We start from the raw sequence: 12371 nt of genomic DNA on the forward strand, positions 1-12371 counted from the left end.
CAAAGCAGCCAAAGCACCGCTGCTAGCCTTGATGCAGTATAGCAGGTTGTTACGCGGGCTTTTATCCTGGTGGCCGAAATTTTATAACGTGATGCTCATGAGCAATAACGGCATAAGAAAGGCCGGCCGGCCGGTTATTAGGCGTAGGCAGGCACCGGAATAGTTAACTAGTTGCAGGTTGCGGGGTTACTATAAAGCTGAACCGTTTCGCAACGGCATGCCGGCAACCATTCTTCCAGGCTTGCCATGTCATGCAGCCCCTCGATGGAGACTATACAATGCCCGGCAGACTAATTAACCCATGGCGGTGCTATTGCGCAACGCTTCCGACGGCTCACTGGAGCCGCTAACCTGAATGGAAATCACCACGAATAACACGAGCGAGATGCACCACATAAGCAACGACAAAACCAATACCGAAACGTTTAAAATGGAGGGCAAATGTCCCTTCGGCGGCGACCGGATCGGCGGCGTGGAAGGCGACTCGCCCACCCTTTCCGACTGGTACCCCAACCGGCTGCGGGTGGAGCTATTGCACCACAACGCCGCGGGCGCCAATCCGCTCGGCGAAGATTTCGACTACGCCGAGGCGTTCAACGCCATCGACCTGGAGGCACTCAAGCAGGAAATCAAGGGCTTTTTGACCTCTTCGGTCGACTGGTGGCCCTCCGACTACGGCAATTACGGCCCGCAGATGGTTCGCATGGCCTGGCACTCGGCCGGTACCTACCGCATTGCCGATGGCCGGGGCGGCGCCGGGGAGGCGCTGCAGCGCTTCGCGCCCATCAACAGCTGGTGGGATAACGGCAACACCGACAAGTCGCGCCGCCTCATCTGGCCCATCAAGCAAAAGTACGGCAGCGCCCTCTCCTGGGCCGATTTGATCGTGCTGACCGGCAACTGTGCACTCGAAATCATGGGCTTCCCCACCTACGGATTCGCCGGCGGCCGCCACGATGCCTGGGAGGCCGACAACGCTACCTACTGGGGCCCGGAGGTATGGGACGCCAAAAAAGAGAACACGCCCGATGCCATGGTGACGCGCGACAAGCGCTGGCGCGGCCAGAACGGCGACGCCGACTACGACCTGGAAAACCCGCTGGCAGCTTCCTTTCAATCCCTGATTTATGTGAATCCCGAAGGCCCCTATGGGAAAGGCGACGCCATGGGCTCGGCCCGGGATATTCGGGTTACATTCACCCGCATGGCCATGAACGATGAAGAGACCGTGGCCCTGATTGCCGGTGGCCACGCCTTTGGCAAGAGCCACGGCATGGTGCCGGCGGCCGAAATCGGGATGCCCCCCGAAATTGCGCCGATGGAGGCCATGGGCATGGGCTGGCACAACCCCAAGGGCTCGGGCAACGCCGAAAACACGATGACCAACGGCATTGAGGGTAGCTGGACGCCGAACCCAACGCAGTGGGACAACGACTACCTCATCAACCTGTTCAAATTTGAATGGGAGCAGACCAAGAGTCCGGCCGGCGCGTTGCAGTGGACTCCAGTGGACAAGAACGCCCCCAAAACGCCCGACGCCCACATCGAAGGCCAAATGAACGACCTGATGATGATGACGACCGACATCGCCCTGAAGGTGGACCCCGAATACCGGGCGGTGTGCGAGAAATTCCTCAACGACTTCGATGCCTTTACCCAGGCCTTTTCCAAGGCCTGGTACAAGCTAACCCACCGCGACATGGGCCCGCTGGAACGTTACCTCGGCCCCGAAAAGGTGAATCAGAACGACTTGCTCTGGCAGGACCCGATTCCCGTGGCCGACTATACGCTGGTGGACGCGGCCGATATCACGGCGCTGAAAGAGTCGATTATGGCAGCGGGTATCTCCGTTTCAGACTTGGTGTACACCGCCTTCTCCGCCGCCGTTACGCACCGCAACAGCGACAAGCGCGGGGGTGCCAATGGTGGGCGCCTCGCGCTGGCCCCGCAGAAAGACTGGGCAATTAACCGCCGCACGGTGCCGGTTATCGCGGCGCTGCGCTCGGTAATGGACAAATTTAACGGCGAGCAAAAGGGTGACAAGAAGGTGTCGCTGGCTGATTTGATCGTACTTGGCGGTTGCGCCGCGCTCGAAAAAGCGGCCGCCGATGCGGGCTTTACCACCGCTGTGCCCTTCACGCCGGGCCGCCGCGATACCACCCAGGAGCTAACCGACATCGAGATGTTCACTTGGCTCAAGCCGGTAGCCGATGGCTTCCGCAACTACCTCGACCCGAAGTTTGAGGCCATTGCGCAGGACGTAGCCCCGGAGGAGCTCTTCCTCGACAAGGCCCAGCTGCTCACGCTCACCTCGCCCGAGTGGGTGGCCCTGGTGGGTGGCCTGCGGGCCATGAACGCCAACCACGACGGCTGCCAGCACGGCATCTTCACCGACCGGGTGGGCGTGCTCACGAACGACTTCTTCACCGTGCTAACGAGCACAGACTTTGATTGGACAAAGACCGACGGTAAGGGCATGGCCTTCTCGCTCGACGACCGCAAGACGGGCAAGCAACGCTTTACGGCAACGCGCGCCGACCTCGTGTTCGGCTCCAACAGCCAACTACGCGCCGTGGCGGAAGTGTACGCCGGCAACGATGGCCAGAAGCGCTTCGTGAAGCAGTTCGTGAAGGCCTGGGATAAGGTGATGATGCTCGACCGCTACGACGTGAAAGTATGAAGTTGTAAATGCGCTGTTTGAAGCAGCCTTGTTGACTCAAACAGCGCACTATTGGTCCTTCTCTCCCCCTCACTTAAAACCCCGAAGGCCGACCCGCCTTCGGGGTTTTATTTTTTCTTGCCACGGTGGCCTAGTACCACTGCTCGGCTGGGCGTGCCAGCCAAACCAATCAAAGAAACGCCCGACTACCCGGCCTGGCAGCCGGGCGTTTCGAACGGGTGATTGGTGGGCGGCGCTTAGCTTCACTCCTGCATTATGCTTCGCAGCGTAGACAATAGCGGGACTTGGCCACCGAAACGCTGGTGGCCCCGAATCAACAATTCCTATTCAGCTATAGGCAAATAAACCAGGTGCCTACGCCGGCCCGCACCACCATGATCTTCCTCATGCCGGCGGGTAATGCTGGTCATGGCGGCGGCCCTGGGCGAAGTGGTTATTTGCGGGTAGCCGGTTCGTGCTGAACCCGGCTCCGGCCCCTGCAGCCGGCTACGCGCCACTTCTACCCCCATGTCTCTATCCGATAGCCCGATTCTGGCCGAAACCGGCGCGATGACGCGCTTCGCCGGGCGGTTTCTGCGCGAGGGGTTGCGCCCGCGCTACGAGCTGCCAGAGTTCCTGCGCCAATGCTACGTTATTGGCTACCAGTCGCTGCCGCTGGTGGGCATCACGGGCTTTATTATGGGCTTGGTGCTCACGCTGCAAAGCCACCCCACCATGGCCCAGTTTGGGGCCGAATCCTGGATTCCGACAATGGTGAGCCTGACCATCATCCGGGAAATGGGGCCTATCATCACGGCGCTGATTTTCGCCGGCAAAATCGGTTCCAGCATCGGGGCCGAGCTGGGCTCGATGCGCGTGACGGAACAGATTGACGCCATGGAAGTATCGGGCACCAACCCGTTCAAGTACCTCGTCGTGACGCGGGTGCTGGCCACCACGCTCATGCTGCCGCTGCTCACCATTCTGGCCGATGCGCTGGCTCTGTACGCCTCTTATCTGGGCATCAATACCAAGGGCGTGACCACGCTGGCCCTGTTTACCAACAACGTGCTGAGCGGGCTCACCTTCGGCGACGTGCTGCCGGCCGTGCTCAAAACCTTCTTTTTTGGGTTTGCCATTGGCCTGATTGGCTGCTACAAGGGCTACCACGCCAACAAGGGCACCGAGGGTGTGGGCCAGGCCGCCAACACGGCGGTGGTGGTTTCGTCGCTGGTCATCTTCCTGCTCGACCTGCTGGCCGTGCAGATCACCGGCCTGCTGGGCCTTATCTGACGCGCGGCCATGCTCCCCGACTCCCGCACCCAACCCGACGCCGACGCCGCCCCTGGTTCCGGCCCCGCCGCCGAGGCAGTGGTGCGGCTGGAGCACGTAGCCAAATCGTTTGGCAACAACCACGTGCTGCGAGACTTTTCGCTGCTGGTGCAGCCGGGCCAGAACGTGGTGGTGCTGGGCAAATCGGGCTCCGGCAAGTCGGTGCTGGTAAAGTGCATTATTGGGCTGCTACGGCCCGATGCCGGCCGCATTACGGTGCTGGGGCATGATGTGGCCTCCCTCCCCCACGATGCGCTCGACCAGCTACGGGCCCGCCTGGGCTTCCTGTTCCAAAGCAACGCGCTGTACGATTCGATGACCGTGCGCGAGAACCTGCTCTTTCCGCTGCGCCGCCAATGGATGGCCCACGGCCGCTCCGAGGAAGAGACGCTGGTGCAACAGGCCCTCGACGATGTGGGCCTGGGCGACACGGCCGACAAGATGCCGGCCGAGCTCTCGGGCGGCATGCGCAAGCGCATTGCCCTGGCCCGCACCCTCATCCTGCGCCCCGAAATCATTCTCTACGACGAGCCTACCACTGGCCTCGACCCGGTGACGGGCCGCGAAATCGACCACCTCATCCGGGACGTGCAGCAGAAGTATAACACCGCCGCCCTCATCATCTCCCACGACATGGACTGCGTGCGCCTGACCGCCGACCGGGTGGCGCTGCTGGCGGAAGGCCGCTGCTACGCCGAGGGCACCTACGAGCAGCTGCAGCAGCATCCCGACCCGCGCGTGAACGAGTTTTTCATTTGACTGGCGGAACCAGCGGCTGCTTGCCGGTGGCTCCGCCCCTGTTTCTCTCCGTTTTTCCTCTGCGTTATGCCCGCCGACTCCACCCGTAATAATGTACGCCTCGGCCTGTTTGTGATGGCGGGGCTAGGCTGCGTGCTGTTCGTGCTGTTTCTGCTGGGCCGCCAGCAGAACCTGTTCAGCCACAGCATGATGGTGCGGGCCGATTTCCGCACCGTGGCCGGGCTGCTCACGGGCAACAACGTGCGGCTGGGCGGCATCACGGTGGGCACCGTCAAGAAAATCAGCATCCTCAACGACACCACCGTGCGGGTGGAAATGAACCTGAACAGCGACGTGCGGGCTTTTGTGCGCAAAAATGCCGTGGCCGCCATCGGCACCGATGGGCTGGTGGGCAACACCATCATCAACCTGAACGCCCGGCCCGGCCCGGCCGCGCCCGTACAGCCCGGCGACATCCTGCAAACCGCCACGCCTCCGGGCCTGGACGCTATGCTCGGCACGCTCGAAAAATCCAACAAAAACCTGGTTGGCATTACCAAAGGGCTGCGCGAAATCACCGACAAAATCAATGGCAGCGAGGCGCTTTGGAAGCTCCTTAGCAACGAGGAACTAGCCGCCAACGTGAGCCAAAGCGCCCGGGGCGCCGCCCTGACCTCGGCCCGGCTGGCCACGGCTGCCCAAGACGTGCAGCAACTCACCCACGACGCGAAGCAGCTCGCCCGCGGCATCCAGCAGGGCCGCGGCCCTCTCGGCTACCTGCTCACCGACCAGGACTTTGCCGGCCAGGTAGACCACGCTGCCCGGCAGCTGGCTGGCACCTCCGATACGCTGGCCGCCACGCTCACCGACCTGCAACGGCAGGTGCAGTCCGGCGCGGGGCCGCTGAACACGCTGCTGGCCGATACCGCGGCTGCCCGCCAGGTGCGCCTCAGCCTGCGCAATGTGCAACAAAGCACGGCCAGCCTGCGCCAAAGCATGGAGGCGCTCCAACACAATTTCCTGCTGCGGGGCTATTTCCGGCGCCAGGAGAAAAAGAAGCGCAAGGCCCAGCAGAAGCAGGCTGAAAGGCAAGAAGAACGGCAGCAAGCACAAGCCGCCCAACAGGAAACCCCCACGCCCCCCAAGCCGCCCGCCGATTAGCAAGGCCAGGTTGCGCAGCAAGAAGTTCGGGCTGGTCAGTCGGTAGCGGGCAGAATCAGGACGGGTACGGTGCTGTGCAGCAGCACGCGGGCCGTTACGCTGCGGTGAAACAGCTTCCCCAGAAAGCTGCGCGGGCGGGCGATGAGCACCACGAGGTCGTAGTCGGCGGGCTGGGCCACTTGCAGGATGCCTTCGGCGGGGTCCGCAGCCACTTTGCTGATGGAAAGCACGGGCGTCGGCAGCTCTACCTCCAGGCCGGTGCGGACCACCGACTCCAGGGCAGCGGCCAAGGCGGCGGCATCGGAGTCGGGGGCCACGTGCAACACGGTCAGCGCGGCGTGCAGAGCTGCCAGTACCTGCCGGGCCGGGCCAGCGTAGGGCCCCAGGCCGAAGGGCTCACCATCGGCGGCCAATAGCACCCGCCGGGGGCTGCTACTGCTGCTACTACTATTCACGTTGTGGGGAACCACCAGCAGGGGGCGCGGGCTGGTGCGCAGAATGTCGAGGGCGGTGGTGTTTACCAGCTCGTCGGGCGTGCCCGAGTAGTCGGGGCGGCCCAGCACAATCAGCACCGGGTGGTGGCGGCCGGCAGCATCGGCCACCGCGTCGGATACCCGGCCGTGGCCCACTTCGGCTACTACGGGCACGGCCAGGTTGCCGGCCAGCTGGTTCATCACTAAATCAATGGCTTCCTGGCTGAGGTTGGAGAGGCCGCCGGTAAACCGCTCGGGGTCGAGCAGAGCGTCGCGGCGCACGTGCAGCAGCACCAGGCGGGCGCCAAGGGGCTGGGCCAGGTTGGTGGCGTAGTCGAGGGCACGGTCGGCGGCCCTGAAAAAGTCGGTGAGTACAAGCAGAGTAGACATCATAGCAAAGCCGAAATGGTGACAGCAAGAACCACACGCGCCCCGGCTTGGCCCATGCGCAAGCTCAGGTGGCCGCCTGATTTTTATCATAGGCCGGGTGGCCTTTTTGCCGTAACCTTGCTCCTGCTAGTGGGCCAGCCGGGCTTGCGCCTAGCGGCCCTGCCCAACCACCGCTACTGCCCCCCTAGGGACTGGTAGCGTTACGCCCTTATTCATGGATATCACCGTTTTCAGTGCTTACGGATTCGAGCGTCCTTACCTCACGCAGGCGGCCGCAACGGGCCACCACGCGCTGCATTTCGTGGCCCTTCCCCTAACCCTGGCCACGGCCGGAGAGGCTGCGGGCAGCTCCGCCGTGGCCATTTTTGTCAACGATGATGCTTCCGCGCCAGTGCTGGCGCGCCTGTGGGAAGTGGGCGTGCGCTACCTGTTGGTGCGCGCCGCCGGCCACGACCAGGTAGACTTGGCGGCCGCCCGCCAGTTGGGCCTGCGCGTAGCCAATGTGCCACACTATTCGCCCTACGCCATTGCCGAGCACGCGCTGGCCCTCATGCTGGCCCTCAACCGCCGGCTGCGGCAGGCCAGAGCACAAATGATCCGCGGGGATTTCCGGTTGGACAACGTGGTGGGCTTCGACCTGCACGGCAAAACCGTGGGCATCGTTGGCTGCGGCACCATCGGCGCTACGCTGGCGGGCCTGCTGCACGGTTTCGGCTGCCGGCTGCTGGGCCACGATATCCAGACCGACCCGGCGCTGACCTGGCGCTACGGGCTGGAATACGTGCCCCTGGATACGCTCTGCGCCCAGTCCGACGTTATTTCGTTGCATGCCCCGCTCACGCCCGCCACCCGCCAACTCATCAACAGGGCGCAGCTGGCGAAAATGAAGCCGGGCGCGATGCTCATCAACACCAGCCGCGGGGCGCTGCTCGATACGCAGGCGGCGCTGGCTGCTATAGAGGCGGGCCAGCTCGGCTATCTGGGCCTGGATGTGTACGAGCACGAGAAGGGCCTGTTTTTCAACGACCACTCCCAGCAGCCGCCCCAGGATGCCCTGCTGACCCGGTTGCTGGCCTGCCCCAATGTGCTGGTCACCGGCCACCAGGGCTTCCTCACCCACGAGGCCCTGACCAATATAGCCTCCACCGCCCTGGCGACCCTGGGCTATTGGCTCGACGGCCAGACGCCGCCCAACGAGCTGCTGCCCGCCCCCACTCCTGCTGCAGTTCCGGCGGGCTAAATCAATCGTAGCTACTAACCTGCCTAGGCCTGCCGGTTGCTGGACTTGGGCAAGGACAATACGCTACGCAAAGTAGAAACACTTTTTAATGTCTTTGATTTTTAGTAAATTATCATAGATATTCCATATCAATTATACGAAACAATGCATCCGCAACCGGTCATTTCACCATGAAACGCCATGAATTCTCCTGCGAATTTCGAGTGGTGGCACCGCAGGGCACTTGGCCCCTGGTGGCTGCAATACGTTCTTGGTTTTTGGCTTGTTGGGCTCACTTCCTTTGCGCCGCCGACCAAAAAGTCTTTTCGAACCAAGAACATCATTATTGTAGTCATCGATGGGCCCCGCTATTCCGAAACGTGGGGTAGTCCGAGCTTGATTCCTAACATGGCTACCACGCTCAAGTCCAAGGGAGTGTTCTTTTCGAGCTTTTACAACAACGCCTACACGTACACCAACTCCGGCCATGTAGCCCTGACTACGGGCATCAACCAGCCCATCGATAATTTCGGCCAGGAGTTGCCACAGCAACCCTCGCTGTTTCAGCGGTGGCGCAAAGCCACGGGCCAGCCTGCTACCGCCGCCTGGATTGTTGCCAGCAAAGACAAACTGCACATCCTGGCCAACACCCTGAACCCGGAATGGCACGACCAATACCAGCCCTCGACGGACTGCGGCGTGAACGGCCCCGGCACAGGCTACCGCGCCGACTCGCTGACCTTGGAGGCTGCCAAGCGCATCCTGACCCAGCATCAACCCCACCTGATGCTCATCAACTTCATGGAGCCCGACGGCTTCGCCCATGCCGCCAACTGGCCCTTCTACCTCCGCGGCATCGCGCGCGACGACCGCTACGTGCGGCAGCTCTACGATTTTTTAAGCAAGAACAAAGCCTACCGAAAAAACACCACGCTCTTCATCACCAATGACCACGGCCGCCACCTCGACGGCATCAGCACGGGGTACGTCGACCACGGCGACGACTGCGAGGGGTGCCGGCATGTGAGCCTGCTGGCCCTGGGGCCTGATTTTAAAAAAGGCCGTACCGTTACCGATACGCACACGCTGGTAGACGTGCCGGCCACGGCCGCTTTTTTGCTGGGGCTGCCCTTCGACCAGGCCCAGGGCAAGGTAATGACCACCTTATTCAAGCGCTGATAATCAACTGCAGTAACAACAAGCAGTAATTCCTGCGAACGGGCTTTCCGTTTCCCGCACCGGTGCGGGGCGCTTCGCCAGACCGGCCACTCCTAAACGGCGGCGCCGAGCCGCCCTACTGCGGTGATGCACTACCTTGCCATGGTACTGGCCAACTTGGGCCTGCTGCTCTTCCAGCCCCCGACGGCGCTGACCGGGCAGCCGGAGCCGGTATTTAGCCGCACCGGCGGCAATAGTTTTTTCGCGCAGGAAGGCATTGTTGAACTCACTCTTTCGCTACCGCTCAACGACGTCCTCACCGACCGCGGCGCTTCGCCCCAACCCCACCCCGCCGTTCTGACTTATCGGGATGCCGCCGCGGCCACCCAGCACCTGGCCGTGCAGGTACAGGTGCGGGGCAACCGGCGCAAAGACCCCACCGTGTGCGGGTTTCCGCCACTGCTGATACTGTTTCCGCCCGACAGCAGGCAAAGCTCCCTTTTCGGCGAAGTGACAACGCTCAAACTCGTAACCCATTGCCTTGACGATACGCATACGCTGCGCGAGTACTTCGTGTATAAGCTTTACAACCAACTAACTGACTTTAGCTACCGGGTTAGGCTATGCCGGGTCCAGTACCGCGATACGCGGGCTAAGGGCCGGGCAACTATGCGCTACGCCTTTTTCCTGGAAAACACCGAGGCCGTAGCGCTACGCAACCAGGCCACGACTATTTCAAAGAAGCTTTTTATTGGCATGGAAAGCATGGATGCCAAGGCAACGGCCACGATGGCTATTTTTCAGTATATGATTGGCAACACTGATTGGTCGGTTCCTTACCGGCACAACATCCGCGTAATGGCCCCGAACCCGTTAACTTCCTTGTTGCCGGTTCCTTACGATTTCGATTATAGCGGTCTGGTAATGGCTCCGTATGCCGTGCCCCCCGAACAACTGGGCATCAGATCGGTGCGGGACCGGCTGTATCGGGGCCTCGACTTCCCGCCGGCGACTTACACCGAAGTTCGGGACCTGTTCAATGCCCGCCGGCCGGCGTTTTATAACGTGTACTTGTCGTGTCTTTACCTCGATCCGGACGAAAAAAGCTTTGCCACCCGCTACCTAGACGAATTTTATAAAACGCTGAACGACCCCAAAGATTTTGAGCACCGCATTACGCGCGTGGGAAGTAAAAACGCCAAAAGGCGTATGCAAATCACAGGGCTTGATTAAGCGCCTCATCCACTGCCCATAACTACGCGCCTCTGGCCTGATGCGGTGCCAGGCGCGCAAAGTAATACGCTCGGGATTTGCCCCTAGCCAACGCCTGGCCCGGCTTGGCCAACACCTGGCAAATGCGCAAATTCTGCCAGCACGAGCCGCCTCTTCCGGCACGTATTGGGCTATTTTAGGCTTGCTTTCGGCTCTGCCGCCGCACGTTCCAACGCGCAACGCTTACCAATGCGCACAGCGGAGCTTTTCGGGTTGCACCACCCGGATGTTGCCCGGGGTCAGCTCTATCAGGCCACTCTGGTTGAACTCACTCAGGGTACGGATCAGCGACTCGGGGGCCGTGCCCACCATGGCCGCCATGTCCTCGCGGGAGAGTTGGATGGTGGCTTCCGGATCGTTGGCCGTGGGCTCATATAGGCGCAGCAGGGTTTCGGCCACGCGGCGGCGCAGCGAGCTGTAGGCCATCACCAGCAGCTGCTGCTCCCGCTCGCTCACACGGCCCGCCAGCAGCCGGATGAACTGCTCGCCCACGGCGGCGTTGCGCAGTAGCAGCTGCGAAAAATCGTCCGGCGCGATATAAACCAGCTCCGAATCGTCGACGCCACGGCCGAGTCGGTGTGCAGCGTCTGGCCCAGCAGGGCCAGGTAGCCGAAGAACTCGCCGGGGCCGTAGAAACCGGTAATCAGCTCCTTGCCGGCCTCCGTGGTTTTCACGGTTTTCACGCGGCCGCTCTGCACGAAATACACCCGCGCGGGCTCATCGCCTTCCAGGTAAATATCCTGCTTGCGGCGCACCGGATGGGCCTTGCGCTCCACCGTCAGGCCATCCAGACTGCCCACGGCGCGGGCATCATCCAGAAACGCGTGCAGGCCGCCCGCTTGCAGGTCGTAGTCGGGTTGCAGGTGCTGGAACCGGTCGAGGCGGCCGCTGACGGCGCTGAGCAGCTCGTTCTCGCTGAACGGCTTGGTCAGGTAGTCGTCGGCGCCCAGCTCCATACCCCGGCGCTGATCGGCGCGCTCGGTTTTGGCCGTCAGGAAAATGAACGGGACGCCCGCTAGCTGCGGGTTCTGGTTGAAGATGTGCAGCACCCCGAAGCCGTCGAGCACCGGCATCATGATGTCGCAGATAACCAGGTCGGGGCGGTCGGCCAGGGCGTTTTCCACCCCCGTTTTACCGTTAACGGCCGTACGCACGGTGTAGCCGGTGAGCGTGAGCAGCTCGGCCGTGTTCTCGCGGATGAAGGCATCGTCCTCAATGAGCAGAATCGTTTTCATAGGGAATGGTGACAGTGACGGTGGTGCCCTGACCCAAAGTGCTGCGCAAGGCAATGGTGCCCCCCATCAGCTCCAGGTACTTGGCAATAATGTAGAGGCCCAGCCCGGTGCCGGGCACGGTACTAACGCTGCGGGCCCGGAAAAACCGCTCGAACAAATGCGTCTGGTCTTCCTCGGAAATGCCCACGCCCTGGTCTTCCACGCTCAGCACCAGCTGCTGGCCGGGGCAGTTGGCCCGGACCGTGACCACCGCGTTGTCGCCCGAATACTTGAGGGCGTTGGAGAGCAGGTTGACCACGATTTTGCGCAGCAGCGACGCATCGAGGTGCACCGGGGCGGGGCACTCCAGCCGCCGCACAATGGTTTGGCCGGGCTTGCGCAGGCTCTCCACGTCGGCCAGGGTTTCGGTGAGTAGCGCGGCCAGATCGAAAGTGGTGGCCTGCGCCGCCATGACGCCTTCCTCGATGCGGCCGACGGAGAGAAACTCCTCCAGGATGGCGTTCAGGTGGTTGACGGAGGTTTCGATGCGCCCCAGGTGGCGCAGGCGCTGGGCCTGCTGGTCGGTGCCGGGGTACTTGCCGATGAGGGCGGCCGAGGTGAGCACGGCCGTGAGCGGGGTCCGGAACTCGTGCGAGGCCATGCTCACGAAGCGCGACTTGAGCTCGCCCAACTCGCGCTCGGCGGCCAGGGCCTGGGCCAGTTCGGCCTGGCGCTGCTCCAGCTGCTCCATGGTC

The 12371-nt window shown here is 62.3% G+C and carries 11 protein-coding genes; 7 read left to right on the forward strand and 4 right to left on the reverse strand.

Features of this window, described 5'->3' with window-relative positions:
* Positions 1-355 precede the first annotated feature (355 nt).
* The 4 genes from katG to CDA63_RS15035 all read left to right on the forward strand — a co-directional run bounded on the left by katG (position 356) and on the right by CDA63_RS15035 (position 5890).
* The gene (gene katG, locus CDA63_RS15020; protein WP_242434691.1) at positions 356-2680 is read left to right on the forward strand and encodes a catalase/peroxidase HPI; all 2325 of its coding nucleotides are present in this window, start codon (positions 356-358) and stop codon (positions 2678-2680) included.
* A 507-nt stretch (positions 2681-3187) separates the two neighbouring features.
* Positions 3188-3952 (forward strand): MlaE family ABC transporter permease, encoded by a 765-nt coding sequence (locus CDA63_RS15025; RefSeq protein WP_088465279.1) that lies wholly within the window; start codon positions 3188-3190, stop codon positions 3950-3952.
* A gap of 9 nt (positions 3953-3961) precedes the next feature.
* Positions 3962-4750 carry an ABC transporter ATP-binding protein gene (locus CDA63_RS15030; RefSeq protein WP_088465280.1) on the forward strand — a complete coding sequence of 263 codons (789 nt, stop codon included), beginning with the start codon at positions 3962-3964 and terminating at the stop codon, positions 4748-4750.
* Between the two features lie 66 nt (positions 4751-4816).
* The gene (locus tag CDA63_RS15035) at positions 4817-5890 is read left to right on the forward strand and encodes an MlaD family protein (protein ID WP_088465281.1); all 1074 of its coding nucleotides are present in this window, start codon (positions 4817-4819) and stop codon (positions 5888-5890) included.
* Between the two features lie 35 nt (positions 5891-5925).
* On the opposite strand, the gene CDA63_RS15040 is transcribed toward CDA63_RS15035, so the two are convergent.
* Positions 5926-6756 (reverse strand): universal stress protein, encoded by an 831-nt coding sequence (locus CDA63_RS15040; protein ID WP_165768314.1) that lies wholly within the window; start codon positions 6754-6756, stop codon positions 5926-5928.
* Between the two features lie 211 nt (positions 6757-6967).
* Between CDA63_RS15040 and CDA63_RS15045 the strand changes: the two genes are divergently transcribed.
* From CDA63_RS15045 to CDA63_RS15055, 3 genes are all read left to right on the forward strand, one after another.
* A complete protein-coding gene (locus CDA63_RS15045; protein WP_088465283.1) occupies positions 6968-7993 on the forward strand; it encodes a 2-hydroxyacid dehydrogenase in 1026 nt (341 codons plus the stop codon).
* 180 nt (positions 7994-8173) lie between these two features.
* Entirely contained in the window at positions 8174-9151 is a 978-nt protein-coding gene (locus CDA63_RS15050) for a sulfatase-like hydrolase/transferase (protein WP_088465284.1), read from the forward strand.
* Positions 9152-9277: 126 nt separating this feature from the next.
* On the forward strand, positions 9278-10363 hold the full coding sequence (locus tag CDA63_RS15055; protein WP_088465285.1) for a hypothetical protein: 1086 nt from the start codon (positions 9278-9280) through the stop codon (positions 10361-10363).
* Positions 10364-10585: 222 nt separating this feature from the next.
* On the opposite strand, the gene CDA63_RS21785 is transcribed toward CDA63_RS15055, so the two are convergent.
* The 3 genes from CDA63_RS21785 to CDA63_RS15065 form a co-directional block, all read right to left on the reverse strand.
* Positions 10586-10894, reverse strand: a complete 309-nt coding sequence (locus CDA63_RS21785) for a Crp/Fnr family transcriptional regulator (protein WP_317044056.1) — start codon at positions 10892-10894, stop codon at positions 10586-10588.
* A complete protein-coding gene (locus CDA63_RS15060; protein ID WP_317044057.1) occupies positions 10855-11637 on the reverse strand; it encodes a response regulator in 783 nt (260 codons plus the stop codon). Before CDA63_RS15060 ends, CDA63_RS21785 begins: the two co-directional genes overlap by 40 nt.
* Positions 11615-12371: sensor histidine kinase (locus tag CDA63_RS15065; protein WP_133074288.1), on the reverse strand; the 757-nt coding region annotated here is incomplete at its 5' end. The genes CDA63_RS15060 and CDA63_RS15065, both read right to left, overlap by 23 nt.

Origin of the sequence: Hymenobacter amundsenii, assembly GCF_002204745.1 — a bacterium.
Classification (GTDB): Bacteria; Bacteroidota; Bacteroidia; order Cytophagales; family Hymenobacteraceae; genus Hymenobacter; species Hymenobacter amundsenii.